Source organism: Enterococcus sp. DIV0008, assembly GCF_050542615.1.
Lineage (GTDB): Bacteria > Bacillota > Bacilli > Lactobacillales > Enterococcaceae > Enterococcus_D > Enterococcus_D innesii.
In genome coordinates, this window is record NZ_CP172937.1 from 210,734 (window position 1) to 236,626 (window position 25,893).

25 protein-coding genes are annotated in these 25,893 nt (G+C 41.9%); all 25 read left to right on the top strand.

Features of this window, described 5'->3' with window-relative positions; genetic code table 11:
• Positions 1 to 198 precede the first annotated feature (198 nt).
• Positions 199 to 627: a MarR family winged helix-turn-helix transcriptional regulator gene (locus IGI84_RS00980; RefSeq protein WP_430600604.1), complete on the top strand. Its 429-nt coding sequence runs from the start codon at positions 199 to 201 to the stop codon at positions 625 to 627.
• Between the two features lie 10 nt (positions 628 to 637).
• On the top strand, positions 638 to 1,600 hold the full coding sequence (locus IGI84_RS00985; protein ID WP_430600605.1) for a ring-cleaving dioxygenase: 963 nt from the start codon (positions 638 to 640) through the stop codon (positions 1,598 to 1,600).
• 13 nt (positions 1,601 to 1,613) lie between these two features.
• A complete protein-coding gene (locus IGI84_RS00990) occupies positions 1,614 to 2,507 on the top strand; it encodes a VOC family protein (protein WP_430600606.1) in 894 nt (297 codons plus the stop codon).
• 15 nt (positions 2,508 to 2,522) lie between these two features.
• On the top strand, positions 2,523 to 3,131 hold the full coding sequence (locus tag IGI84_RS00995) for a flavin reductase family protein (protein ID WP_430600608.1): 609 nt from the start codon (positions 2,523 to 2,525) through the stop codon (positions 3,129 to 3,131).
• A gap of 13 nt (positions 3,132 to 3,144) precedes the next feature.
• Positions 3,145 to 3,741 carry an alpha/beta hydrolase gene (locus tag IGI84_RS01000; RefSeq protein ID WP_220426314.1) on the top strand — a complete coding sequence of 199 codons (597 nt, stop codon included), beginning with the start codon at positions 3,145 to 3,147 and terminating at the stop codon, positions 3,739 to 3,741.
• Positions 3,742 to 3,983: 242 nt separating this feature from the next.
• Complete coding sequence (locus tag IGI84_RS01005) at positions 3,984 to 4,457, top strand: PTS sugar transporter subunit IIA (protein WP_220426313.1); 474 nt, start codon at positions 3,984 to 3,986, stop codon at positions 4,455 to 4,457.
• 13 nt (positions 4,458 to 4,470) lie between these two features.
• Complete coding sequence (rhaD, locus tag IGI84_RS01010) at positions 4,471 to 5,304, top strand: rhamnulose-1-phosphate aldolase (RefSeq protein WP_081117738.1); 834 nt, start codon at positions 4,471 to 4,473, stop codon at positions 5,302 to 5,304.
• Positions 5,305 to 5,320: 16 nt separating this feature from the next.
• Positions 5,321 to 5,620, top strand: coding sequence for a PTS sugar transporter subunit IIB (locus tag IGI84_RS01015; RefSeq protein WP_081117714.1), 300 nt, complete (start codon positions 5,321 to 5,323; stop codon positions 5,618 to 5,620).
• A 32-nt stretch (positions 5,621 to 5,652) separates the two neighbouring features.
• On the top strand, positions 5,653 to 7,074 hold the full coding sequence (locus IGI84_RS01020; protein WP_220426312.1) for a PTS transporter subunit IIC: 1,422 nt from the start codon (positions 5,653 to 5,655) through the stop codon (positions 7,072 to 7,074).
• Positions 7,074 to 8,120, top strand: coding sequence for a 2-hydroxyacid dehydrogenase (locus IGI84_RS01025; RefSeq protein WP_220426311.1), 1,047 nt, complete (start codon positions 7,074 to 7,076; stop codon positions 8,118 to 8,120). The genes IGI84_RS01020 and IGI84_RS01025 overlap by 1 nt, the downstream gene beginning before the upstream one ends.
• 113 nt (positions 8,121 to 8,233) lie before the next feature.
• Positions 8,234 to 10,354 (top strand): BglG family transcription antiterminator, encoded by a 2,121-nt coding sequence (locus IGI84_RS01030; RefSeq protein ID WP_411415670.1) that lies wholly within the window; start codon positions 8,234 to 8,236, stop codon positions 10,352 to 10,354.
• A gap of 494 nt (positions 10,355 to 10,848) precedes the next feature.
• The gene (locus IGI84_RS01035) at positions 10,849 to 11,280 is read left to right on the top strand and encodes a PTS sugar transporter subunit IIA (protein ID WP_220426309.1); all 432 of its coding nucleotides are present in this window, start codon (positions 10,849 to 10,851) and stop codon (positions 11,278 to 11,280) included.
• Positions 11,281 to 11,282: 2 nt separating this feature from the next.
• Positions 11,283 to 11,558 (top strand): preprotein translocase subunit YajC, encoded by a 276-nt coding sequence (yajC, locus tag IGI84_RS01040; RefSeq protein WP_016611533.1) that lies wholly within the window; start codon positions 11,283 to 11,285, stop codon positions 11,556 to 11,558.
• A 19-nt stretch (positions 11,559 to 11,577) separates the two neighbouring features.
• Positions 11,578 to 12,060: a PTS N-acetylgalactosamine transporter subunit IIB gene (agaV, locus tag IGI84_RS01045; RefSeq protein WP_061053601.1), complete on the top strand. Its 483-nt coding sequence runs from the start codon at positions 11,578 to 11,580 to the stop codon at positions 12,058 to 12,060.
• Between the two features lie 26 nt (positions 12,061 to 12,086).
• The gene (locus IGI84_RS01050; RefSeq protein ID WP_005226770.1) at positions 12,087 to 12,893 is read left to right on the top strand and encodes a PTS mannose/fructose/sorbose/N-acetylgalactosamine transporter subunit IIC; all 807 of its coding nucleotides are present in this window, start codon (positions 12,087 to 12,089) and stop codon (positions 12,891 to 12,893) included.
• Positions 12,883 to 13,911, top strand: coding sequence for a PTS system mannose/fructose/sorbose family transporter subunit IID (locus IGI84_RS01055; RefSeq protein WP_220426308.1), 1,029 nt, complete (start codon positions 12,883 to 12,885; stop codon positions 13,909 to 13,911). The genes IGI84_RS01050 and IGI84_RS01055 overlap by 11 nt, the downstream gene beginning before the upstream one ends.
• A gap of 214 nt (positions 13,912 to 14,125) precedes the next feature.
• The gene (locus IGI84_RS01060) at positions 14,126 to 14,860 is read left to right on the top strand and encodes a GntR family transcriptional regulator (RefSeq protein ID WP_005226773.1); all 735 of its coding nucleotides are present in this window, start codon (positions 14,126 to 14,128) and stop codon (positions 14,858 to 14,860) included.
• A 179-nt stretch (positions 14,861 to 15,039) separates the two neighbouring features.
• Entirely contained in the window at positions 15,040 to 16,215 is a 1,176-nt protein-coding gene (locus tag IGI84_RS01065) for an SIS domain-containing protein (protein WP_220426307.1), read from the top strand.
• Between the two features lie 178 nt (positions 16,216 to 16,393).
• A complete protein-coding gene (gene lacD, locus IGI84_RS01070) occupies positions 16,394 to 17,389 on the top strand; it encodes a tagatose-bisphosphate aldolase (RefSeq protein ID WP_321205990.1) in 996 nt (331 codons plus the stop codon).
• Between the two features lie 277 nt (positions 17,390 to 17,666).
• Positions 17,667 to 18,161 carry a GNAT family N-acetyltransferase gene (locus tag IGI84_RS01075; protein WP_220426305.1) on the top strand — a complete coding sequence of 165 codons (495 nt, stop codon included), beginning with the start codon at positions 17,667 to 17,669 and terminating at the stop codon, positions 18,159 to 18,161.
• A gap of 382 nt (positions 18,162 to 18,543) precedes the next feature.
• Positions 18,544 to 19,359 carry a PRD domain-containing protein gene (locus tag IGI84_RS01080; protein WP_259280099.1) on the top strand — a complete coding sequence of 272 codons (816 nt, stop codon included), beginning with the start codon at positions 18,544 to 18,546 and terminating at the stop codon, positions 19,357 to 19,359.
• An 87-nt stretch (positions 19,360 to 19,446) separates the two neighbouring features.
• Complete coding sequence (locus tag IGI84_RS01085) at positions 19,447 to 21,303, top strand: beta-glucoside-specific PTS transporter subunit IIABC (protein ID WP_220426303.1); 1,857 nt, start codon at positions 19,447 to 19,449, stop codon at positions 21,301 to 21,303.
• 19 nt (positions 21,304 to 21,322) lie between these two features.
• Positions 21,323 to 22,780, top strand: coding sequence for a glycoside hydrolase family 1 protein (locus IGI84_RS01090; protein WP_220426302.1), 1,458 nt, complete (start codon positions 21,323 to 21,325; stop codon positions 22,778 to 22,780).
• A gap of 445 nt (positions 22,781 to 23,225) precedes the next feature.
• The gene (locus tag IGI84_RS01095) at positions 23,226 to 24,992 is read left to right on the top strand and encodes a DUF2264 domain-containing protein (RefSeq protein ID WP_430600609.1); all 1,767 of its coding nucleotides are present in this window, start codon (positions 23,226 to 23,228) and stop codon (positions 24,990 to 24,992) included.
• Positions 24,967 to 25,794: a hypothetical protein gene (locus tag IGI84_RS01100; protein ID WP_220426300.1), complete on the top strand. Its 828-nt coding sequence runs from the start codon at positions 24,967 to 24,969 to the stop codon at positions 25,792 to 25,794. The genes IGI84_RS01095 and IGI84_RS01100 overlap by 26 nt, the downstream gene beginning before the upstream one ends.
• The last annotated feature ends 99 nt before the right edge of the window (positions 25,795 to 25,893 follow it).

Consider the following 25,893-nt stretch of genomic DNA (forward strand, 5'->3'; position numbering starts at 1 on the left):
CTTTCATGAGTTCTGCTTTTTTATTAGATTTGAAGGGGACATAGAGAAAAGGTGGGACCTTCGTTAGTGTCTAACCGTTCTTAACCTCTATAAAAATAAGCATTGAATGATTTTCTTAAACAACCAAAGCATATCTTTTTACAACTTACAAAAAGTAAGTTATGATTATCTCGAATTCGAAATAAAGAGGTGAGGAAAATGGCGCATCAAGAAGAAGCGCTCAAAGCGTACATCGGTTTGCTGCGCACGGCGAGTCGTTTGGAACAAGTGGCAAAAAAAGATGTCCGTTGTTATGGCTTAAACATCACGGAGTTTTCCGTACTGGAATTGCTTTACCATAAAGGCACCCATACGACGCAAGCCATCAAGGAAAAAATCTTGATCGCCAGCAGCTCGACAACCTATGTAGTCGATCAATTAGTCAAAAAAGGCTGCGTGCAACGGGAACCTAGCCAAGAAGATCAACGGGTAACATACGTCAGTATTACGGAAGCAGGCAGGGCGTTGATGGAGAAAATTTTTCCCAGTCATGCACAAAAGATTGCGGCGAGTTTTTCCGAACTCAGCAGTGAAGAATTGCAAGAATTAAAAACAATTTTACGAAAAATAACTTACGATCAGAAATGAGGAAAAGAAAATGAGAAAACAAGACCAATTATTAGGGGTACACCATGTGACGGCTATGACAAGTGATGTGGAACGGAATTACCATTTCTTTACAGATGTGTTAGGGATGCGTTTAGTGAAAAAAACCGTCAATCAAGATGACATTTATACGTATCATACTTACTTTGCGGATGATTTAGGGACACCGGGAACGACCATGACGTTCTTTGATTTTCCCAATACCGCTCGTGGTAGCAAAGGAACCAACTCGATCACCCGCACCAGTTTCCGAGTGCCCAGTGACACAGCCCTTGATTATTATGCCGCACGCTTTGATGAATTTGAGGTAAAACACGAAGCAATCACCACCGAATTTGGGAAAAAAGTGTTGCGCTTTTGGGATTTTGATACGCAAGCCTATCAATTGATCTCTGATGAACACAATACTGGCGTGAAAGCTGGTACCCCTTGGAAAAAAGGACCGGTTCCTACTGAATTTGCGATTTATGGCTTAGGTCCTGTCGAAATGTCTGTTTCTTACTTGGCAGATTTCAAAGGGCTGCTGGAATCCGTTTTTGATTTCAAAACCATTGATCAAGTAGACAATCGCTATTTGCTAGAAGTCGGTGAAGGCGGCAATGGCGCTCAAGTCGTTTTAGTGGAAGATACCACGAGCCCGCAAGCACAACAAGGCGATGGCGAAGTGCATCATGTCGCTTTTCGTTTAGCTCACCACGACTCATTAGCAGTTTGGCAAGAAATCTTTGATAACTTGGGATTGGCCAACTCCGGCTATGTGGATCGCTACTATTTTGAATCCTTGTATGTGCGCATCGGCCATATTCTTTTTGAACTAGCAACAGATGAACCAGGGTTCATGGGGGATGAGCCATACGAAACATTGGGTGAGTCCTTATCATTGGCACCATTTTTAGAAAATCGCCGTGAATACATCGAAGGAGTCATCAAACCCTTCAATACAAAACGCGCCTAAGGAGGCACACAGTATGCAATCCATTCAACAGATCCACCATATTTCAGCCATCGTAGGCGATCCGCAAACGAACGTTGCCTTTTACCGCGACGTGTTGGGGTTGCGCCTCGTCAAACAAACCGTCAATTTTGATGATCCCTACACGTATCATCTTTATTACAGCAATCAAGCGTTAGAAAATGGGACCATCATCACCTTCTTCCCTTGGGCAAAGGCCCATCCTGGGCGAGTAGGAAGCGGACAAGTCGGCACGATCGCGTTTCGCATTCCAAAAGACAGCAGTGCCTATTGGCAAGAACATCTGGCGAAACATCAAGTAACTGTCCAAGAAAGTACATTGTTTGATCGGCCAACGTTAGAACTTCATGATCAGCATGACCTGTCTTTGGCGTTAGTCGAAGCCGAAGAATCGGCAGAAACACCAGCAATTTTAGGCTTTCATGGGGCCGTCTTGCTTTCGGCACAACCAGAAGCGACCATTCAAACGTTGGCAGATGATCTAGGACTGAACATTTTTAACAAAACAGAGAAAAGCACCCATCTTCATACCGCAGGTACCCTCGCTCATGAGATCGTCGTGCCCCATGAAGCAATGCCAGCAGGGCGCTGGGGTGTCGGCACCGTCCATCACATCGCGTGGTCCGTGCCAACGGAAGCAGTGCAAAAAGAGTGGCAAGAATACTTGTACGATCAAAGATACGGCGTCACTGAAATCAAGGACCGTAACTATTTCAAAGCCGTCTATTTCCAAGAGCGGGGCAACATCGTCTTTGAGATCGCAACAGAAACCCCAGGTTTTTTAGTTGATGAACCATTAGAAACGCTGGGAGAGCAGTTGATGCTGCCAGCCCAATTTGAAAGCCGCCGTGCAGAGATCGAGGATCGCTTGCCAGATTTATCGGTTTAGAAAAGGAGACGCTGTATGCACTATTTAGATCCCAAGGATTTGACCCAACGAGAAAATTATAAACTACTGATTGGCTCCATCATTCCACGGCCAGTGGCAGTGGTCAGTACGCAATCAGCCGATGGTATCGTCAACATCGCCCCATTCAGTTTTTTTAACATCGTCAGCTCAGAACCCGTGATCCTCTCGTTGGCTATCCAGCGTAAAGGGGGAGAACTGAAAGACACCGCCCGCAATCTGTTGGCGACGAAAGAAGCCGTCGTGCATATTTTGGATCAAACAAATGTCCAAGAGGCCAATAAAACTGCGGCATTATTGCCCGCAGACCAAAGCGAGTTGACGGTTTCTGGATTTACGACAACGACATCGAAAACAATTGCCGTTCCTGGCTTGAAAGAAGCCAATGTACGCTTAGAAACGACTCTGCATCAACACGTACCCATCAAAAAAGACCAGCAGACCACTGCCGATCTCTTATTGTTGGAAGTCGTCGGCTACCAGATTGCAGAGGATGTCTATCAAGATGGCAAGATCGATCCCCGTGCCTTACAAGCAGTCAGCCGGCTAGCGGGAAATTTTTACGCAACGATTGGGGAGATTTTCGATATCAAACGACCAAGTTAAAGGAGGAACTTCGATGAAAGCAATCTACCAACAAGGAGCAGCTGACGCACCAGTTTTGGTACTGCTCCACGGCACCGGTGGCGACGAACAGTCGCTGCTAGAAGTAGGCAAAGCCCTTGACCCCCAAGCGTCACTATTAGGTATTCGCGGCAATGTCTTAGAAAACGGCATGCCCCGATACTTCAAACGCCTAGCTGAAGGGGTGTATGATGAAGCCGACTTAGCACTTCGCGGCGACGAATTAGCCGAGTTCATTCGGCAAGCCGCCAAAGAATACAACTTTTCGTTAGCGCAAGTGGTACTAGTGGGTTATTCCAATGGCGCCAACATTGCCATTCGCTTATTACTAAATGATAGTGACCACTTCAAAAAAGCGATCCTCTACCACGCCATGTATCCAGTCGAGAATGTACCGACGAATTCCTTGCCTGACACTCATGTGTTTCTGAGTTTTGGCAGAAACGACCCGATCGTTTCCCTAGCTGACAGTGCTTACGTCCAAGAGATCTTCACCTCCCGGGGCGCAGTCCTTTCAACCATTTGGACCCCGAGTCATCAGTTAACGTATGAAGAAGTCGAACACTCGCGCACGTGGTTGACCGAACAATAAAGAAGTCTATTTCCTAATCAATCAGTGATCCTGCTGGTTGGTTAGGTTTTTTTGTTTCACGTGAAAACAGGAAACAGACTTACTTTAATTACACCGAGGCAAGAGTATTTGCTGAAACATTGAATTATCTCTAGTAACCCAATTTTTTTTCATATAAAAATAAAAATTGTGATGAAAGCGATAACAAAAAGTTTGTGAAATAACTTAAACTATAAATACAGTCGCAACGGAAAGGAGGGAATATGGGAGTTATGGAAGAATTCTTTGACACAAAATTGACAGATGTGATTGAAACCAATGGGAATCAAGAAGAATACTTTACCTGCATCTTTCAAAAGCTAAAAGAACAAGGATATGTTCAAGATAGTTTCTTGCTGGCGATCACCAATAGAGAAAAAGATTACCCAACGGGATTAAAGACCCAATTTATGGGAATTGCAATACCTCATACAGAACCACAACATATCAAAAAACCGTTTATTTATTTAACAAAGCTCAAAACCCCCATTGAGTTTGGACAGATGGGTTCGTGTGATGAATACGTGCAAGTTCGTTATATTTTTGTTTTAGGATTTGATAAAGGTGATCAGCAATTAGTTTTGTTAAAGAATTTAATGGCGATGTTCGCTGATGAGAGCACTATGAACAAGCTGTCTCAAGATATCACTGCAGATGAAATGTATCAATTAGTTACACAATATTTTAAAAATAGATAGGAGAGAAGTAATGATGAAGATCCACAATATTTATGAAGCACCGTTTATCAAGGAAATGTGTGAAGCAACAAGGAACTTATGGAATAACGGGTGGGCAGAAAGAAATGGAGGGAACATCAGTTATCGTATAGATGAAGCGGAAGTTCAGTTTTATCTTGATACGAATCGAGTGATTTATGAAGCGGCATTAGGTTTTGAAATTCCTGAACTGGCAGGTATGATCTTTTTAGTCTCAGGATCAGGTAAATATTTTAAAAATGTTTGGCAAAATCCAGCAGATAATTTGGTCATTTTAAAAATCGATAAAGAAGGGAAGCACTATCAAGTTTTGTGGGGACTTGAAACGGGCGGGATTCCTACGAGTGAACTTGCTTCTCATCTTAAGTGTCACGCAGTGCGTCTTCGTCAAGATTCGGAACATCGAGTGATTCTACACACTCATTCAATTGCTATTTCGGCGATGACTTTTGTTCATGATTTAGATGAAAATCGCTTTACAAAGACATTGTGGGAAATGATCACAGAATGTTTAGTCGTTTTTCCAGATGGAGTTGCTGTCTTACCGTGGATGGTCGCAGGGACAGTTGCGCTTGGGGAAGCTTCAGCAGAGAAAATGGCATACTCACGAATCGTGGTTTGGCCGCACCACGGTATTATGGGTGCCGGACAATCCATGGACGATGCCTTTGGATTGGTTGAAACTGCTGAAAAAGCAGCTGATATCTATATGCGAGCAATTGCTGCACCAACAGGAATCGTTCAAAAGATTACGGATCAACAACTTTGGGATCTAGCCGATCGCTTTGGTGTAACGCCTAAAGCTGGCATCTTAAACGAAAGAAAATAAAAAGGAGGAAAGAATTATGAAGAAGGTCAATGTCATTTCAGTATGTGGTTCGGGAACTGTTACAAGTTCGATGGTTGCGGGCAAAGTTAAAGATTTTTTAGAAGAAAATGGTTATAAGGCAAAAACGGTAGAAGTCAATCCAGGGGGAGTTGATGGAGAATTGACTTCTGGTCAATGGGATGTGATTGTCCATACAAGTCCTTTGAAAGGAAAGTATGAGATTCCAACGATTAATTCTGTAGGATTGTTGACAGGAATGGGGGAAGAAGAATTCTATGAGGAGCTGCTAAAAACAGTTGCAGCGATTGTTGGGTAATTCGAGAGAACTAAGAAGAGGAGGGGGAACCTTTGTTAGAGATTTTATCGAATATTATGGATTCGTTTGGGGCTGCGATCGTCGTTCCAGTGATTATTTTCTTTATTGCTTTAGTGATGAAAGTAAAACCCAAAAAAGCATTTAACGCGGCACTGAATGCAGGGATCGGCTTAACCGGGTTCAATATGATTATCGGCGCATATTCGCCGATCGTTACGCCAGTCGTACAAAGAATGGTAGCAGAAACAGGAGTAAACTTAAGAATCTTAGATACTGGTTGGCAGGCTACGAGTGTTGTTGCCTATTCTACACAAGTTGGGATGATTTTCTTAGGCTTGGGATTGCTTATGCAGCTCATTTTATTCGTTTTGAAATTTACCAATATTTTCATGCCTTCTGATTTATGGAATAATTATTCCTTTATGCTTTGGGGCTCGATGCTTTACATCGCAACGGGAAATTTATGGCTCTCAATTGGTTTGATGGTCCTTTCAAATCTGTATTGCTTTGTTTTTTCAGAGATCGTCGCCAAAAGATGGTCGACGTATTATGGTTATCCAAGCTGCACGATCACCGCACCACACCATATTTGCTCAGTTCCTTTAGCAATTGGCATCGATTGGATATTAACGAAGTTGGGAGCTAATAAGGTGCAATTGAATCCAGAAAAAATCCAAGAAAAACTAGGGTTTTTAGGTGAACCGACTTCATTAGGACTCGTACTTGGTTCTCTGTTGGGATTAGCAGGAAACTTTATGCGGTTGAATACACTTGAAGGTTGGGGAGAAATTGCCACTGTTGGTATCGCAACGGCTGCTATTATGGCGATCTTTCCAAAAATTGCGGGTATATTTGCTTCAGCGTTTACGACCATCACGGACGCTTCGAAAAAAACTGCAAAAAGTGGAGGTAAAAATCGTGTTTGGTTTCTTGCAATCAATGATGCCGCTGGTTATGGTGAAACGTCTACTTTGTTAACAGGAATGCTGCTTATGCCGATCGTCTTGATTTTAGCAATCATTTTACCAGGAAACGAAACGTTACCGATGGTCGATCTGATTGCAATCCCTTATATGATCGAGTTGATTATTTGTATTTCAAATGGCAATATTTTTAAATCTTTGATTTCTGGAACCATTTGGTGTATCGGTGGTTTGTATATGATTACAGCTGTTGCGCCTATCTTTACTGAAGTTGCCATGGAAGTCGGTGTAAACCTTCCTGAAGGTGCGTTATTGATTTGTAGTTTTGCAGTAATGACAAACCATATTATGGGTGGTCTTTTCCTGATCTTTTTAACTCAGAATCCATTTTTGATCGGCTTGTCAGTGATAGTTTATATCGGCATGTATTTCTTTGTAAGAACGAAGAGAGAGGTTATCCATAATTATTTAGAGAAGCAAGCAGAGTTAGAATCAAATGTACAAATTACGTTAAATGAGGGGGCGACTTAATGACGAAAGTGATTGTGGTTGGTGATCGGCTGGTAGCAAGTAAGACATTAGAAGAAGCGGCCTATCAAATGAATTTAGGAGATTCTATCCAAGTTGAGCGGTTTGAATGGTACTCGGATTTAACAAAAGAACAATTTCAGGAAAAGATTTTACTGATTGAAAAAGGTGGCCCTGAGGCTGTAGAGATTCCTGAAGGACTGGTTGAATCAATGAGGGATGCAGACTATCTATTTGTTCATATCGCTCCGATCTCGAAAGAAATGCTCGATCATGCGTCTTGCTTAAAATTAATCGGTACCTGTCGGGGCGGATTAGAACATGTCGCACTGGAGGAGATTAAAAGCAGAAATATTCCTTTGCTTCACGTGATAAGAAACGCTGAGCCTGTAGCAGACTTTACCATAGGGTTAATTTACGCGGAAACCCGCAACATTGCCAGAGGTCATCGAGATGTCATGGATGGCAAGTGGTCGAAATCATTTTCGAACGACCCATATAAAACCACATTGAATCATTTGACGGTGGGCTTGATTGGATTAGGGTATATTGGCAAACTTGTTGCTAAACGGCTGAATCACTTGGGTATTTCAGTAATTGCGTACGATCCGTTTATTGATCAAGAGAAAATAAGACAAGAGGGATTAGCAATTGAATTCAGAGGACTTGAGGAGACATTCTCAGAAGCGGATGTTGTATCGTTGCATTTACGGGCAAGTCCTGAAACAAAAAACTTAGTGAATGAGCAGTTGATCTCGTTGATGAAACCAAGTGCTTACTTAATCAACACGGCAAGAGCGGCAGTCTTAGAAAAAGACGCATTGATCAAAGCACTCCAAGAAAAGAAAATTGCAGGTGCGGCATTAGATGTCATATGGAAAGAACCAATTCAAAAAGATGATCCTCTTTTACAGCTAGAAAATGTGACTCTCACCCCACATATAGCTGGCGACACAATCGATGCAATACCTAAATCTCCTTATCTTTTAAGAGATGTGATCAATGCGTATTTAGAAACTGGCATAAGTGATATGCTAATTAAATTATAAACAAGTTGTGTAACAAAAGAAAGTCAAACTGGGCTATAAGATGAACTCTTATAGCCCTTGACTTCTAATAGTACACAGAACGTACTTAGGGAGAATCGGCAAAAGTTGTTTGAATGGATCTAGGTGAAAAGGGGCGGGGACAAATGGACTCGATGATGCATCGGATATTGCTATTTATTTTGAACAATCAAAGTATCTCTGCACATGTTTTGATGGAAGAATTCTATTTGAGTAAAAATCAGTTAGACTATCGAATCGGAAAAGTAAACGAATTTTTACAAGAAAAAGGATTTCCGGTAATTATCAAGAGCGGTTCTTACTATGTGTTAGACATAAAAAAGAAATATAGACAAGAAATTTTAGCCTTAGAAAAAGCACCAGTCTATTATACTGCTGAGGAAAGACAAATATATATTTTGCTTTTGATCACGTTATACGAGAAGTTCACTTTAAGCGGGTTAGCCCAAAAATTCAGAGTAAGTAAAAATACGATTTTAACAGATATCAAAAATTTGAAAATACTAGCTAACAGAAACGGCGTAGGTATTCGATCGGCGCGTCAAACAGGATATTATTTGCATGGGAAAGAAATAGAGATCCGAAAGCTATGGACGAACCTATTGAAAAAAGAACAAGAAAAAGATCCTACACTTCTACAGTCTAAATCAGTTCTTATGATAGAGCACGACCTTATAAATGAAGTTTCCCTAAGAGTTGAGCAATTAGAAAAAAAGATGAATGTATCTTTTTCTGAAATTAAAGTATCTTTTTTAAGTATGATCATTTATCTATCTATTCAGCGGGCAAAACAAAAAAAGTCGATTGAAGAGTCGACGATTCGTACGGTTAATAGATTATTGGATAAGAAAACTCATGAAACAGCAGAAAAATGTTTTAAAGACTTATACAAAGACAGCCCCAAAACACTCGTTACGAAAGAAATCTACTACATCACCATGCATATACTCAGCATGAACGTTATAAAAAGAATGATGTTTCGATACAATCAAGAATTAGATACAGCAATCATGAAAAGTATCCAACGATTTGAAGAGTGTAGTATTACCGTGATTGAAAATAAGGAAGAATTGAAAGATGTGTTGTATCAGCATATTGTACCAGCGAGTTATCGAATTCGATTTGGGGTGCCAGATGAAAATACACTATCGGAAAAAATAGAAAATGAATATAAAGCATTTGAACTGATAGTAAAAGAATCGATCAAATTTATTGAGATCGAGCTAAATATTAACTTCACAGGAATGGAGCTTTCGTACATAGTGATTCTATTTATGAGCTTCTTACATGAAGCGAAAAAAAGAAATGATCAAAAGAAGACCGCAGTTGTCGTGTGTATGCACGGCATTTCTGTGTCACACCTTTTATTGAAAAGCTTGCGAGAACTGTTTCCTCAAATAAATTTTATTCGCTTTATGTCGTTAAGAGAATACTATGATGTTGGCCCCCAAGTAGACCTTATTTTCTCTACTGTTGAAATTGACACAGACCAACCATTCTATTTAATTAAGCACTTTTTAACAGACTCGGAGAAGAAGTTATTACGAGAAAAAGTAGAAATAGACGCTTTCGAGAACCGTAACTTGATTAGAACTAGCAGTGAGCATGAAATAGATGAGCTTATTTCTTTGATCGGAAAATATGCAAAGATCCATTCAAAACAACAGTTGAGAAAAGAACTGCAAAAACATATTTTTCACAAAACCTCATCAAAGCAAGTTCCATATAATCCCAAAAAAGAAAGTCAATTGTTAGAGCTGTTGCCGTGCGCCCATATCCAGACTTACGATACAGGCGAGCTGTCCTTTGAAGAAGCGATTAGACAATGCGGAAAGCCGTTACTAAAACGAGGATTCGTTTCAGAAGCATACATCGAGACAATCATCAAAAATTATAATAGTGAGTATCCATATTTTGTTATTGCACCGAGTGTTGCTATTCCTCATGCTGCACCGGAAGACGGAGTGTACGAGTTAGGGATGTCTCTACTTCGTGTAAAAAAACCAGTGAAATTTTCTAAGCAGTTAGGTGTTCAACTATTGATTATGATTGCGCCGAAGGACAAGAAGAGCCACTTAAACGCAGTAACGACCCTACATGCTTTGGTGAGTGACACTACCTTTAGACAAAAACTCCTTTCGGCAACCTATGAGAAAGATATTTATCAACTACTGAAGGAAAGATTAGAAAATAGCGAAATCAGGGATAGGGAATGATTCACATGAACTATAAAAAAATGACCGTTTCATATCGAGATGATTTGCGTTTTTCATTATTTATTTCCCGAGTGATTTACCATATTTATCATGCGGCAGTTCAAAACATCTTCGAGCGAAAATAAAGAACCAGTCACGGAGTTACCCTGACTGGTTTTTTTTTTATTCAGCATGGTATTCTTAGGATCGTTTATTTCAAGGGGAAATAGAGGTTTTCATCGGAAAAAAATGAGCGTATGGTTCTTTTAATACCAGTATCTGAAAGCAGATGTTAAAATTTGTGAAAAATAACAATCCCATATATGTCTAGTTTGCTTGTCATTAAAAATAATAGATTATTATGTTTGATAAACACAATATTTACGCTCTTTTGCGTATTTAAAGATAACAAAGACATTTTTATATAAAAACAAAAATTTTATTGACAGACAAAATGAAAGCGGTTATATTGGGTATGTGGTTACTACCAGTTGAGAATAAGGGGAGGACATAAGATGCTTGGTTTGGTTTTAACAGGTCATGGAGGATTTGCGCAAGGGATGGAAAATGCGCTTGCGATGATTGCAGGACCCCAAGAACAATTTCTAGCAGTGCCATTTTTAGAGGAAAATCCGTTAGCTGACTTTGAAAAAGAGTTGCAAGGAGCTATCGATCAATTAAAGGAAACCTGTGATGGGGTCGTGATTTGTGCAGACCTTGTGGGCGGAACCCCTTTTAATGTTGCGATGACTGCTGCCAATGAGGACCCACAAGTCGAGGTTATCGGCGGCAGCAATCTACTGATGCTAGTAGAAGGTTCGTTGACTAGATATACGGCAACTGATCCAGAGGGTTTTTGTCAAGGACTGGCAGAGATTGGCAAGAGCGGTATTTTTCACGGAAAGATCAAAGGCCATGAGGAAATCAATGAGGAAGAAGGGATTTAACGATGTGGGAAATGATCTTAGCAGCCTCAATCGTGGTGCTTGTTTTTCTCTTTCTCTTTTTGGCGGTCTCTTCTTTCTTGAATGGGAAAAATCTGAAAAAGCAAAAAGGCTATTTCGCTGAATTGCAGCAGTCCTTGAAAAAGGGACAGAAAATCAAATTGTACGGCGGCATTATTGGGGAGATTCAAGCACTGGGGAAAGAGACAGTGGATCTAAGGGTGAAATCGGGAACGGTGATCGAAGTAGAACGTAGTGCGGTTGCAGAAATCATGCAGTAAATAGAAGGAGGACATATTTATGGGAGAACCAAATATTTTATTGACGCGAATCGACAATCGATTGATTCATGGGCAAGTTGCCACCCAATGGAACGGTACGTTGGGGGCAAATCTAATTTTAGTGGCAAATGATAAGGTCGCCAAAGACAAAGTCAGACAAGGGTTGATGGATATGGCGGCGCCAGCTGGCGTCCAAACGAGGTATTTCTCGATTCAAAAAACCATCGAGATCATTCATAAAGCATCGCCAAAACAAAAGATTTTCATGGTGGTTGAAAATCCGCAAGATGCGTTGAAATTGGCTGAAGGTGGAGTACCAATCAAGAAACTGAACATTGGGAATATGCATATGTCAGAAGGGAAAAGACAGGTTGCTACAACAGTTGCCGTCGATGAAGCAGATGTCAATGCCTTTAAAAAACTGAAGGAAATGGGGGTGCAATTAGTGATTCAGCGGGTTCCAACGACACCTGTTGAAGATGAAAAGAAATTATTTCAGTAATGCAGAGGTAAGGAAGGAGAAAGAAAATGGATTACACGATTTTTCAAATCATTTTAGTCTTCATAGTTACATTCATTGCCGCAATCGATCAATTTAGTTTTTTAGAATCATTGTACCAACCCATTGTTACCGGGATGGTTATCGGACTTATTCTTGGAGATCTTCAAACCGGCTTGATCGTTGGCGGAACGTATCAGTTAATGACGATCGGCAATATGCCGGTGGGCGGCGCGCAACCGCCAAATGCGGTGATTGGCGGAATTATGGCAGCAATCCTAGCAATCACGCTGCAGCTAGAACCAACAGTAGCGGTTGCTACGGCGATTCCGTTTTCTTTGCTGGGGCAATATGGGGTGACGATTATCTTCTCACTAATGTCACCAGTGATGTCAAAAGCCGACAGCTACGCCCATGATGCCAATACGAAGGGCATTGATCGAATCAATTATTTAGCGATGGCGGGTCTTGGAACGATCTTTGGCTTGATCGTGGTCTTATTCTTTATCGGCGGTGCTGCCTTCGGGAATCAGGCGGTCGCAGCGATCCCTCAATGGTTGATGGGTGGGCTTGGCGCAGCTGGGGGCATGATGCGGTATGTCGGTTTTGCGATTTTACTAAAAGTGATGGTTTCCAAAGAAATGTGGGGTTTCTTCTTTATGGGGTTTGGTTTAGCCACGATCGTAATGGCGGCACCTTCCTTGCAAGGACCAGCCTTGATCATTCTAGCCTTTATCGGTTTTGCATTAGCCTTTTGGGATTATCAAATCCAGTCCAAATTTAAAGTAGCAGCAGCCAATACCTATGATTTCGGAGGCGACGAAGATGGCATATAATATTCCTGATTCTTATAGCGAACAAGCGCCCGCAGAACAACTGGATAAAAAGACCTTGAACAATATGGTCTGGCGTTCCTTATTTCTACAAGCCTCTTTCAACTATGAGCGAATGCAAGCAGGAGGCTGGTTATTCAGTATTTTACCGGGATTGAAAAAGATCCATAAAAATGAAAAGGACTTGGCTGCTTCAATGAGCCATAACCTAGAGTTTTTCAATACCCATCCATTCCTCGTGAACTTTGTGATGGGGATCATTCTATCGATGGAACAAAACAAAGCCGATATTCCCATGATTCGGGCAGTGCGAGTCGCCGCGATGGGTCCGCTAGGCGGGATTGGTGACGCGTTATTCTGGTTCACTCTGGTACCGATAACAGCTGGTATCACAGCAAATATGGCGATCAACGGCAACATCGCTGCACCGTTTATTTTCTTACTGGTATTCAATGCGGCCCAATTCGGCTTACGGTTCTTCTTGATGCACTGGTCTTATCGTTTAGGGACAGATGCGATTGGGATCTTAACGGAAAATGCCAAAGAGTTCACCCGAGCAGCGAGTATTTTAGGGATTTTTGTTGTTGGCTCCTTGACCTGCGTGTATGGAGCGACGTCTTTGGATATTCAGATCCCTAACGGCACTACCAATGAAGTGACACAAGCGACGACGATCGTGGATGATCAAGCAGCCATTGCCGCTTATGGAGATATGCTGTATACCACGGATGAGAATGGTCAATTGACCGACACACTGCAAGAAAATGCAACGGTCAACGAACTGGCTAACGGCAAATATGAATTGACGTTTAACAAAGTTAACGAAGTGCCCGTGACGATCGATATTCAAAAAATCCTCGATGGGATCTTGCCGCAAGTGATTCCATTGACCATCACACTGATGCTGTATTTCTTCTTATCAAAACGCGGCTGGACGCCGTTGAAATGTATCGCTTTGCTGCTAGTGATCGGCTTGATCGGTTCTGGCTTTGGTCTGTATCCATCCATTTGGCCGCAATAAGCAAGCTAGCAGAAGAAACGGCGCAACACGTAGGAGGAGTTTTGCTAAGCAAGCAACAGCTGACTTTTCAGCTTAGCTCGTACTGGCAATTGGTTCATTTTCCTGCGTGAAAAGACGCAAATTCAGGAAACAGAGCCCCTGTAGACGATTGTTTGACACGCCTATCGGGAAATAGTACACTCGTTATGTGGTAGTAACCAGTTTGGAGGGGCTTATGAATATCAATAAAAATCGACAACCATTATACGATCAATTGTTAAATTTACTGATTGAAAAAATCGAAAATGAAATGGAAGCAGACACGATGCTTCCCTCAGAAAGAGAACTGTCAAAGCGCTACGGATTAAGTCGGACCACCGTTCGCTTGGCACTACAGGAATTAGAAAAATTAGGCTATATTTATCGCCAACATGGCAAGGGCACCTTTGTTTCAGATATCCGCAAGCAGGCAACCAATTTATCAGGTTCGTATAGTTTTACCGAACAGATGAAAGCACTAGGGAAACAACCAGAAACTAGAGTATTGGCATTCAAAAAAATGGAAGCGACAAAATATTTTGCCACTCAGTTGCAAGTTTCCATCGGCGAGCCGATCTACAAGTTAAAACGATTGCGTCTTGCTGATGGCCAACCGATGATGATCGAGCGTTCTTATCTGCCTGTCAAACGCTTCATGCATTTAACGAGTGAGATGATCGAGCAAAAACCATTGTACGATATATTTCATGAAGACTTTCATCAAGTGATCCGCCTCGCGGACGAAGAATTTTTTGCCAGTATTGCCAGTGCAAAAGATGCGGCATTGCTAAAAATCCACGAAGGTGCGCCGGTGTTGAACCTAGTACGCAGCACGTTCAATATTGAAAATGAAGTGATCGAATACACCTTGAGTGTTGCTCGAGCAGACCAATTTAGATACAAAGTCCGCCACTTGCGTAACGACGAGTAGCGCATTTCCTAGACAGTCTGAAATGATCCACTCGAGCAAAGAAAAGGCGTGTATTCAAAACCAGTGAAGTCAAGGAAGTTTGCCATTTGGGTGATCGCTAAGCCTTCATCCAAGACAAGCGCTCCTCGTACCGTCACTGGGAATACATACTGGAAAAACAGTAGCTAGGAGGAAGAAAGATGTTTCAACTGTCAACAAAGGAATTAGCAGAATTAGGTGCGGAAATTACAACAAGAGAAATCAAACAACAGCCAGAACTTTGGCAAGAAACCTTGACGATCTATCAAGAAAAGCAAGAGGCGATTGCGACTTTCTTACGTACTATCAAGCAAAAGACGGACAAACGAATCCGGGTAGTCTTCACGGGAGCGGGGACGTCGCAATATGTCGGAGATACGATCGTTCCTTATTTGAATAAGACCGGTGCAACGGCGGATTATCTTTTTGAAAGTATCGCTACGACGGATATTGTCGCTGCTCCAGAACAAGTTTTATTTGCGGATGAGCCAACACTGCTCGTTTCTTTTGCTAGAAGTGGCAATTCACCAGAAAGTTTAGCAGCGGTCAAAATCGTCGATCAATTCGTTGCCGACAGCTATCATTTGACGATCACTTGTGCAGCCGACGGATCTTTGGCACAACAAGCTGCCGCTGATGAAGCGAGTTATCTGCTATTGATGCCTGAGAGGTCAAATGATGCCGGATTTGCGATGACGGGAAGCTTTTCTTGCATGGCTCTTTCCGCGCTGCTGATTTTTGACCAGACGCCTCTGACAGAAAAGGGGCATTATGTTGAAACCCTTAGCCGGTTGGGGCAAGAAGTGATCGACAGAGAAACAGAACTCCAAGTACTGACGGACCGTTCCTTTAAGCGAATCGTTTACCTTGGTTCAGGCACGTTGTCGGGGTTGACCAGGGAAGCACAGCTAAAAGTATTGGAACTGACTGCGGGAAAAATCGCCACCGTGTTCGATTCTTCGATGGGCTTCCGTCATGGACCGAAATCATTCGTAGATGATCAAACCCTCGTCTTTGTTTTTGTCAGCAATACGCCCTACACGCGGCAGTATGATCTTGATATGTTGGAAGAGTTAAAAAGTGACGGCATCGCCGCCGCAGTGACCGCCATCGGACAGCCGGCAGCTGTGAATTTTTCAGGAACAAACTTTTTCTTTCCAGATGACACATTATTGCCAGACGGTTATCTTGCCCTAGCAGACATTGTTTTTGCGCAAACGATCGCACTGTTGGCATCGATCAAAGTCGGGAATACACCGGATACTCCTTCGCCAACACGTACCGTCAATCGGGTGGTCAAAGGCGTGACGATTCATCCGTATAACAACGAACGATGACTGAGAAAGCCCACCACGAGCACGTATCTTTTCGTGTACGAAGTCGATACGTGCGGTGGTCAATCAGTCGAACGGCTTCATCAATAGACATTTTTATACGTGCTGACAACCGTTTCGCCAACGCTGAAAAAGTGAAAGCGGTTGATTCTTTGGCATGGACAAAAAAGGAGGAATTTTAATGAAAGCAACCGTAACGAAAGCCAAAAAAGCAGCGATGGATCGCCTGTCAACGAAAGAAGGAGTGATCGCAGCTTTAGCAATCGACCAACGAGGTGCCTTGAAAAAAATGATGGCAGCACTTGGCGTGGAGGCTGATGCAGAAAAAATCAGCCAGTTTAAAAAGCTAGTCTCACAAGAATTGACCCCTTACGCGTCTTCCATTTTATTAGATCCCGAATATGGGTTGGCAGCTGCGCAAAGTCGTGATCCAGAGGCGGGGCTTTTGCTGGCGTATGAAAAAACCGGCTATGATGCGACTACGCCGGGACGTTTGCCTGATTTATTAGGGGAATGGTCAGTTGAGCGATTAAAAGCAGCTGGCGCCGATGCCATCAAATTTTTGCTTTATTATGATGTAGATGAAGCTACCCAGATCAATCAGTTGAAACACGTCTTTGTGGAACGACTCGGCAGCGAATGCCAAGCCGCTGATCTGCCCTTCTTTTTAGAAGTTCTTTCCTATGATGCTAAGTTGCCTGAAGTCGACTCAAAAGCATATGCGCAACGCAAACCAGAAAAAGTCATCGGATTGATGAAGGAATTTTCAAAACCACAGTACAAAGTCGATGTGTTAAAAGTGGAAGTACCAGTCAATATGAATTATGTGGCAGGTTTTGCCAAGGAAGAAGCCGTGCATACCAAGGAAGAAGCCGCCGCGTATTTCAAAGCGCAAAGCGATGCGACGCATCTGCCGTTTATTTTTCTCAGTGCAGGGGTATCGGCCAGCTTATTCCAAGAAACGCTGGTTTTTGCCAAAGAAGCTGGCTCCACCTTCAATGGCGTCTTGTGCGGCCGGGCAACGTGGAAAGATGGTGTTGAACCCTTTGTAAAACAAGGAACAGAAGCAGCCAAAGAATGGCTAGCAAGTACTGGAAAACAGCACATCGAAGACTTGAATGAAGTGATCCAAAAGACCGCCACTTCTTGGTTGGACAAAGTCGCGGTCGAAGAATAGTTTTTTCGCTGTTTGATAAGAGAAATGGCCAATGATCAGACATCTTAAGGGCTTTTGAGAAGAAGTGGTAGGCTTCTGACTTAAGGCTTTAGGGTGTCTTTTTATACCTTGACAAGTTCGGTTATCATCGTATGAATGAAACGTAAACAGGAAGAGGTTTCGAGAGTAATTTACAAGGGGAATTGAATAGGATAAACTAGCAGTAAAAGCCATCAAATCCATCTGCTTCACTTTTGGTCGAAAAAAGGTTCAATAAACCTACAATAAAGGAGCATTCATGAACGAGTATACGTTTCATTCCGTCACGTCAGAAAACCAACAAGCTGCCTATAGCATTTATCAGAAAAACCAGGCCTATTTTTCTTTAACGAAAGAGACACCTTCCATTGAACAACTCATGCGAGACATGACTGTTCTACCGCCATCCGTGGTTCAAGAGCAAAAGGTATTTTCTATCATTTATTATGATCAAAAACCAATTGCTGTTATGGATTATCTTGTTGATTATCCGCAAGAGGGCACTGCTTATATTGGCTTGCTGCTGGTTGGCGAAAGGCGTAAGGGACACGGGCAAGCTATTTATCAGCAAGTAGAACAAGACTGGCGCTTAAAAGGGATTTCTCTCGTTTCTCTCGCTGTTATTGAAGAAAACACAGCCGGTAGATCTTTCTGGGAGAGTCAAGGATTTAAAGAGACACGAAAAGCCGTGACAACAGTCAGTGATCAGGAGGTAAGTGTGGTCTGCTTTGAGAAAAAGATCAGAAATTCTTAAACAACAGGTGAAGCAAGAATGAAATAACAAATCATTCGGTTATAAAAATTAAAAAAACCTCCTTATTAAATTAGATTTTTTCGAAAATAATCCTAAATAAATGAGTAAACATTACGAAAAAGTAGTTATAAAAAATCGTTAGTTTTTATAACTAACACAGCGTCTTAGTGTCCTTATCGATTTGCATAATCATCGATTTTAAGAAAAATGTAAGGGTTGACATTTTCTTTTGTAGATAGTACGATGTTGTCAAAGATGCAGGAGTGTTACTGATAAACAAGTCAGGCACCACCAAGTCCAAAAACAAAGTTATTCTTCGCGTAACAGCGCAGGAGCTTCGTTTTAGGTTTGGTGTTTTTTTGTCTTTAAGGAGGTGGAAATGATGACTATAGTAAAAACACTGAATAACAATATTGTTTTGGTACGAGATGATCAAGGGACTGAGAAAGTTTTATTTGGGACAGGAATTGGGTTTAAAAAGAAACGTGGAGACATGGTTGATGAAACATTGATCAGTAAAATTTTTACTCCCAATGAAGAAGAGCAGAATAGCCATAAGATAGAGAATTATACGCCGGAAGTATTAAGTATTGCAGCAAAAATCATTGATATTGGGGAAGCAGAATTAAACCGAAAGTTTGGTACCGGATTGTTGTTTTCTTTAGTAGACCATTTAACTTTTTCGTTGAACAATTCGGTAGAAAATGAAAATCCCATCAAATGGGAGATTCCTCATCTATATTACAAAGAATATCAAATCGGTAAGCAAGCGTTGGCACTTATTCAACAAGAGTTAGCTGTGCAATTATTGCCAGAGGAAGCAGCATTTATTGCGCTTCATTTTGTGAATGGACAGATTGATCAGTCGAATATGGCGGATACATTGCAAATAACAGAAGTGATCAAAAAAATCGTTAAAATCGTCCAAACCCTTTATGGAACAGTCTTAGATAAAACAACAGCAGATTATTCACGATTTATTACTCATATTCGTTATTTCATTATGCGCCAAAAAAACAAAAAAACGTCATTGAAGATGGACGAGCAAATACGTGAACTGATTCAGGAACGATATATGAAAAGTTATGCTTGTGGTCTGCTCATTAAAGATATGCTAGATAGAGATTATCATTGGAAAATCTCTGAGGATGAATTGGTATATTTAGTCATTCATATTGAACGAATTACAACTAAATAAAGATAAGGTGTGTTATCTAGAAAAGAGCATAAGCCTAAGTGGAAGTTTTTTCACTTGGGCTTTTTCTTTAGTAAAGGAGGAGCAACAATGGAAAATAAAGAATTAGCGAAAAAAATCATTGCCTTAGTTGGTGGAAAAAGTAACATATCCCAAAGCTGGCATTGCATCACCCGTTTACGATTTAATTTGATAGATGATTCGAAAGTAGAAAAGAATGAGATCAATGAATTAGCAGGAGTGATCGGCAGTCAATTTAGTGGGGGGCAATATCAAGTGATCATTGGTGCCAAGGTGGCTGAAGTCTACAAAGAAGTTGCCGATCAATTAGGGGAAGAGGTTACTAAGGAAGGGTCTTCGAATAAGAAAATGAACTTCTTAGATAAAATTTTCGATGTGATCAGTGGAATCTTCACGCCACTGATGCCTGCAATCATCGGGTCAGGTTTGATCAAAGGTCTCATGGCATTATTCGTTGTAGTTGGGTGGCTTTCACCAGAGAGCTCAGCCTATGAAGTATTGAACATCTTCTCAGATGCGGTATTTTACTTCTTGCCTTTCTTTGTTGCTATCACAGCAGCTAGAAAATTTCAGACGAAAGAGTCGCTGGCTGCTGCGTTAGCAGCGATCCTCATGTATCCCACGCTGATCAATGGTGCGGCAGAAGGAGGAAGTGCATTATCGTTATTTGGTCTAGCCATTCCATTAAATAACTATTCTTCTACGGTATTACCGATTATTTTAGGTGTACTTCTTATGAGCTATATCAATAAATGGATGGATCGAGTAGTTCCTAAAACAGTTAACATCGTTTTTAGTCCAATGTTGACCTTACTAGTCACGGCACCGATTCTATTAGCGATCGTTGCACCACTAGGAAATTTTTTAGGTAAATATTTAGAAGAGATCTTTACCACGTTGTTCACCGTTGCAGGTCCTTTAGCGGGCTTGTTGATGGGAGGACTGATGCCGCTGATCGTCATAACAGGTATGCATTATGCTTTCTTTCCTGGAACATTTGCTAGTCTTCAAAAATTAGGCTACGATATTATGCTTTTGCCGATGAATTTGGTTGCGAATAGTGCACAGGCTGGAGCTGTTTTAGGGGTAGCTTTGAAGGCGAAAAAAGCGACCACGAAATCTTTGGCATTTTCTACTCTGATTCCTGCATTTTTCGGAATTACTGAACCAGCTATCTATGGCGTAACGTTGCGCTTGAAGAAACCTTTCTATGCCTCATTGGCAGGGGGCGCTGTAGGAGGAACGATTTTTGGCTTTTTTGCTGTCAAAGTGACCGCATTTTCTATTCCTGGTATTACTGCTTTACCAACATACATTATTCAGGATTCGAATAATTTTATTTATGCGCTGATCGGTTATATCGCTAGTTTTGTCGTTTCGTTTGTTCTAACAATGTTTTTGGGATTTGAAGAAGAAGCATCAGAAAAAGCATCAGAAAAAACGACCAATACAGCAGTTGAAACCAAATATCCAATTGAAGTTTATTCTCCTATGGAAGGCGAGGTCAGAGATTTAGCGACCGTTGCAGATGAGACATTTTCAACAGGGCTAATGGGGAAAGGGGTAGCAATTTTTCCAGAAGAAGGCGTAGTCTACGCACCATTTTCCGGGAAAATCACGATGATGACTCCGACGAAGCATGCGGTAGGAATACGTTCAGAAGAAGGTGTCGATCTTTTGATCCATGTTGGGATCGATACTGTCAAGCTGCAAGGCGAATCTTTTGATTATCTTGTTGCAGCAGACGAAACAGTAGAAAAAGGACAACCCATCATTAGGTTTGACTTAGAAAAAATAGCTAGAAGTGGGTATGATCTAACAACAATGATCATTGTGACCAATAGCTCAGAATTTTTAGACGTGATCATTACTGGAGATAGGCATGTGGAGTCAACGACATCGCGCTTGATGATGTGCATTCAATAATAGAAAAGGAGAGAAAATAATGAAAAAATTTACAGGATTTAAAGATGATTTTTTATGGGGAGGAGCTACCGCTGCTAACCAAATCGAAGGTGCTTATTTAGAAGGCGGAAAAGGATTATCAACTTCAGATTTTGCCGCATACAAAGACCCTTATGCTTCTGGAAAAGTAAATAATTTTACTTTTAACGTTACTTCAAAAGAGTTAGCTGAGTATGCGATGCATCCTGAACATTATCTTTTCCCAAAACGTTGGGGCATTGATTTTTACCATCGGTACAAAGAAGATATTGCTTTATTTGCAGAAATGGGATTTAAATGTTTTCGCTTATCAATCTCATGGGCGAGAATTTTCCCCACGGGACTTGAAGATGAGCCGAATGAAGTAGGTCTAGCTTTTTATGATGCTGTTTTCGATGAGTGTGCGAAATATGGCATTGAGCCTTTGGTAACGATGTCACATTATGAAATGCCGATCGAACTGACGAAGAAGTACAACGGATGGATCAGTCGTGAGCTAGTTCCCTTGTTTGAGAAGTATGCCCGAGTCATTCTTGAACGCTATAAAAATAAGGTGAAGTATTGGATCACGTTCAATGAAATGAATATGAATCTTAATAGCTTATATACAGGGGCGGGGATCTTAGAAGATTTAGTGGATGATTCATTGCAAGCGGCATATCAAGCGTCTCACCATCAATTCTTGGCAAGCGCATTGGCTGTAAAAGCTGCGAAAGAAATTATTCCTGATGTAGAGATCGGGTGTATGATCAATCAAATAGAAGCATATGCACATACAACAAAGCCAGAAGATCAACTGCAAGCGGTGAAATCCAACCAGTTGAATATGTTTTATCCAGATGTTCAAGCACGGGGGTATTATCCTAGCTATATTTATAGCTACTTTTCAGAGAATGACTTGTCCATCGATATCCGACCAGAAGATGCGGATATCCTTCAAGAGGGGACAGTGGACTTTGTGGCCATTAGTTATTATATGTCTCATGTTGCGGAGGCTAGAGAAGATGCTTCTAAATTAGCAGGTACTTTTGATAGCCCAATTAAAAATGAATATTTAGAGCTCTCTCAATGGGACTGGCCAATTGATCCAATTGGGTTAAGAATATCATTGATCAAATTATATGATCGTTTCCAAAAACCTTTATTTGTTTGTGAAAATGGGTTAGGAGCGAAAGATGAGTTAGTCAATGGGGAAGTCCACGATGCGTATCGAATCGATTATTTAAAAAAACACATTGAACAAATGCGCGAAGCCGTTAAAGACGGTGTTGATCTCATGGGATACACGCCATGGGGCTGCATTGATTTAATCAGTTGCGGAACTTCTCAAATGTCAAAACGCTACGGCTTTATCTATGTGGATCAAGATGACCAAGGACAAGGAAGTTTGGCTCGTTATCGGAAAGACTCGTTTTATTGGTACAAGAAAGTGATTGCTTCTAATGGAGATGAATTATAAAAAAGGCTGTGAATGAGCAGGGGAGCAAAAATATAGAAACAGAAAAACTCAGACAATCGTTGCAAGTAGGGGGGGGCCTCATGCTTGGCTTTTTAAAAGCATAAGACCCAAAGCGCGCGACAGCAGTTTCAACTGCTGTCGCGTATTTGTATTTCAAGGGTGTTTGTATGTGTTAATTAGTAAATGAGTTTAAAACTTTTCTATGATTTTTTTAATAAATATTCCTATTGATTATCATATTTTCTTAATATTAAATCAGTTAACTTTCACCATTTCTCCAATCACTTTCCCATAGCTTCAATTCCTCTTTTTTTGTTAACAGGTTAAGTCAAAAATCCCCAAAAATCTTTTCTCATTTTTCAGCAGTATTGCCAGCAGAAGATCGCTTGATAAAAAAGCCGTGGCTTGCTATTCTGTTCTGTAAATTGACAGAAGGAGATGGCGTATGAAGCAAATGGCAATCAAAGAGAATCCGTTTTTGACGCGTCTGGATTATCGGCGGGCAGTGGAAGACATGATCGCTCCTTTGCGAGAAGCGATCTTGACAGATGACTATCCAGGATTGAATCTAGGTAGCAGTGGGGCCGTGTATGACCGAACACGGGCTGAGATGGAAGCGCTTGTGCGTCCTTTGTGGGGGCTGGCGCCTTATTGGAGGATTTGCTCAGATGATCCGTTACGAGCAGCTTATGTGGAAAAAGTGATAGCAGGGACAGATCCTGAACACGCGTTTTACTGGGGAAGGATCACGGATTATGATCAATACATCGTGGAAGCAGCCGCATTGTCATTGACCCTATTGTTGCAAAAGGACGCTTTCTGGACAGCGTTGCCGCAGAAGAACCAGCGAAAGCTAGTGGCTTGGCTATCCCAAGCACTTGAGTGCAAGATTCCTAAGAACAACTGGACATTCTTCAAAGTGTTGATTCGCGTTGCCCTGTTTCACTGTGGGGAACCGTTGGCAAAAGAAGCATTGTCCCAGGAGTTGGCATTGATCGATTCCATGTACATTGGCGATGGTTGGTATGTAGATGGAAAAACCACGCAACGAGACTACTACATTCCTTTTGCGTTTCATTATTATGGCTTGATTTACGCTACATTTATGCAAGACGAAGACCCAGAATGGGCACAGCGTTTTAAAGAGCGAGCCACGCTATTTGCGCAAGACTTCGTCTATTATTTTGATGAAGACGGCGAAGCCTTGCCCTATGGCCGCAGCCTGACTTATCGGTTTGCGCAAGGGGCGTTTTTCTCGGCGCTGGTTTTTGCAGATGTCGAAGCGATCCCATGGGGACAGGTGCGAGGACTACTGGCGAAGCACTTGCGCAATTGGATGGCGCAGGAGATTTTCACTTTCGATGGTCGCTTGTCCATCGGCTACCACTATGAAAATCATGTGATGGCAGAAGGGTACAATGCACCAGGCTCGCCTTATTGGGGGCTGAAGACCTTTTTGCTTTTAGCGGTCGCAGAAACGCATCCTTTTTGGACGGCCGAACCTGAGCCAATCAAAAGAGAGCCGCAAAAACGGATTAAAAAAGGCAATATGTTGCTGGTGCACAATGAAAAAAGCCATCATTTGTTGGGGTATCCTGCAGGTTTGATACTTGAACAGCAAGCCCATGCTCAAGCAAATTACAGCAAATTCGTCTATTCGAGCAAATTTGGCTTCAGTGTGCCGAAAGCCGGCGTCACGTATGCCGAAGGCGCCTTCGATAGCACATTAGCTATTGCTCGAGATGGCAGCTATTTTCGCACGAAGGGCACAGTCATGGATTATCGAGTGACGGAAAAAGGCGTCTTTTACCAATGGGCGCCCTTTGAGGAGGTAGTGATTGAAACTGAGATTTATCCATTTGGTCAGTGGCATGTGCGCGTGCACGAGTTGACGACGACGATTTCGTTGGACCTTCGTGAGGGCGGATTTAGTGTACCGCTAACTGGACGGTTGCCTCAGGCCCAAACAGGACCGACCTGGAGTCGAGTCAGTGAAGGGGGCTTTTGTTCTCAAATCATCAACATCGAAGGCTATCAACAAGCCAGTATTGTTCAGCCAGAAGCCAATACCTCCGTCTTTTTTCCAAGAACCAGTTTTCCATACTTAGCACAACATATTCCGCCAGGGAAGCACCGTTTGATTTGTTTAGTCGGTGGTATCGTAGAAAAAGAAAGGATCGATCCAAATGATTACGCTAGCAATAAAAAATAAGCAGGACCAGGTGATCGTCGGTCGCATCGACCATGAAAAAGAACCCGCGCCATTTCAAGTTTCTGGTGATGATTTGGCCGTATTAGCCATTAAAAACTATCTCTATGAGGAAGGAGATAAGATCGTCGTTGAGGTGACAGGGGAAAATCCGTATTATGTCCTTCAGCTTGATGAAACCTTAGCACCATCACTGATCTATCTTTCCCAATCCACTTGGGCGTATCAGATCCCTTGGACGGAATCCGCTCGAAAGTCCTCGGTGGAAACGGCCTTTACCTCGCAGCGCCATCACCTGATGGTGCGTAAAGCCCAGGCGTTTGAGATCACAAATTATCAAAATTTATCCTTCAATGCCCATGATCAAAAGTCAGCGACAGGGGCGTATCCTCATGCTTCAGCGAATGTGGAAACGCGAGATGATTCCGTCTTTTTTGCCAAGAATGCGATTGATGGAAAATATGGCAACCGATCCCACGGTTCGTATCCGTTTGCTTCTTGGGGCATCAATCAGCAAGCCGATGCTGCATTGACCATTGATTTTGGTCGTCCCGTCTTGATTGATCGGGTTCGCTTCCTATTGCGGGCAGATTATCCCCATGATAGCTACTGGACCAAAGGGATCTTGGTCTTTGCTGATGGAGAAGAGCTGGTGGTGGAAACGACAAATACGGCGTCTTTTCAAGAAGTTCGTTTTCCGAAAAAAGAAACGACCAAGCTGACCTATAAAGAGCTGCAAAAAGCAGAGGATAATTCCCCCTTCCCAGCTCTTACACAAATCGAAGTATTTGGTTGGAACTTTTAAAAAAAGAGGACAAGAGCATGACAGGTCTGCATTTGTGGGCAGTTGTCATGCTCTTTTTTTAGGAATCAATGAAGGAAGGTCGCTTTTTTTATGCATTTA

Coding starts and splice junctions, on each gene's coding strand:
- IGI84_RS00980 (WP_430600604.1), top strand. CDS start 199: ATGGCGCATCAAGAAGAAGCGCTCAAAGCGTACATCGGTTTGCTGCGC.
- IGI84_RS00985 (WP_430600605.1), top strand. CDS start 638: ATGAGAAAACAAGACCAATTATTAGGGGTACACCATGTGACGGCTATG.
- IGI84_RS00990 (WP_430600606.1), top strand. CDS start 1,614: ATGCAATCCATTCAACAGATCCACCATATTTCAGCCATCGTAGGCGAT.
- IGI84_RS00995 (WP_430600608.1), top strand. CDS start 2,523: ATGCACTATTTAGATCCCAAGGATTTGACCCAACGAGAAAATTATAAA.
- IGI84_RS01000 (WP_220426314.1), top strand. CDS start 3,145: ATGAAAGCAATCTACCAACAAGGAGCAGCTGACGCACCAGTTTTGGTA.
- IGI84_RS01005 (WP_220426313.1), top strand. CDS start 3,984: ATGGGAGTTATGGAAGAATTCTTTGACACAAAATTGACAGATGTGATT.
- rhaD (WP_081117738.1), top strand. CDS start 4,471: ATGAAGATCCACAATATTTATGAAGCACCGTTTATCAAGGAAATGTGT.
- IGI84_RS01015 (WP_081117714.1), top strand. CDS start 5,321: ATGAAGAAGGTCAATGTCATTTCAGTATGTGGTTCGGGAACTGTTACA.
- IGI84_RS01025 (WP_220426311.1), top strand. CDS start 7,074: ATGACGAAAGTGATTGTGGTTGGTGATCGGCTGGTAGCAAGTAAGACA.
- IGI84_RS01030 (WP_411415670.1), top strand. CDS start 8,234: ATGGATCTAGGTGAAAAGGGGCGGGGACAAATGGACTCGATGATGCAT.
- IGI84_RS01035 (WP_220426309.1), top strand. CDS start 10,849: ATGCTTGGTTTGGTTTTAACAGGTCATGGAGGATTTGCGCAAGGGATG.
- yajC (WP_016611533.1), top strand. CDS start 11,283: ATGTGGGAAATGATCTTAGCAGCCTCAATCGTGGTGCTTGTTTTTCTC.
- agaV (WP_061053601.1), top strand. CDS start 11,578: ATGGGAGAACCAAATATTTTATTGACGCGAATCGACAATCGATTGATT.
- IGI84_RS01050 (WP_005226770.1), top strand. CDS start 12,087: ATGGATTACACGATTTTTCAAATCATTTTAGTCTTCATAGTTACATTC.
- IGI84_RS01055 (WP_220426308.1), top strand. CDS start 12,883: ATGGCATATAATATTCCTGATTCTTATAGCGAACAAGCGCCCGCAGAA.
- IGI84_RS01060 (WP_005226773.1), top strand. CDS start 14,126: ATGAATATCAATAAAAATCGACAACCATTATACGATCAATTGTTAAAT.
- IGI84_RS01065 (WP_220426307.1), top strand. CDS start 15,040: ATGTTTCAACTGTCAACAAAGGAATTAGCAGAATTAGGTGCGGAAATT.
- lacD (WP_321205990.1), top strand. CDS start 16,394: ATGAAAGCAACCGTAACGAAAGCCAAAAAAGCAGCGATGGATCGCCTG.
- IGI84_RS01075 (WP_220426305.1), top strand. CDS start 17,667: ATGAACGAGTATACGTTTCATTCCGTCACGTCAGAAAACCAACAAGCT.
- IGI84_RS01080 (WP_259280099.1), top strand. CDS start 18,544: ATGACTATAGTAAAAACACTGAATAACAATATTGTTTTGGTACGAGAT.
- IGI84_RS01085 (WP_220426303.1), top strand. CDS start 19,447: ATGGAAAATAAAGAATTAGCGAAAAAAATCATTGCCTTAGTTGGTGGA.
- IGI84_RS01090 (WP_220426302.1), top strand. CDS start 21,323: ATGAAAAAATTTACAGGATTTAAAGATGATTTTTTATGGGGAGGAGCT.
- IGI84_RS01095 (WP_430600609.1), top strand. CDS start 23,226: ATGAAGCAAATGGCAATCAAAGAGAATCCGTTTTTGACGCGTCTGGAT.
- IGI84_RS01100 (WP_220426300.1), top strand. CDS start 24,967: ATGATTACGCTAGCAATAAAAAATAAGCAGGACCAGGTGATCGTCGGT.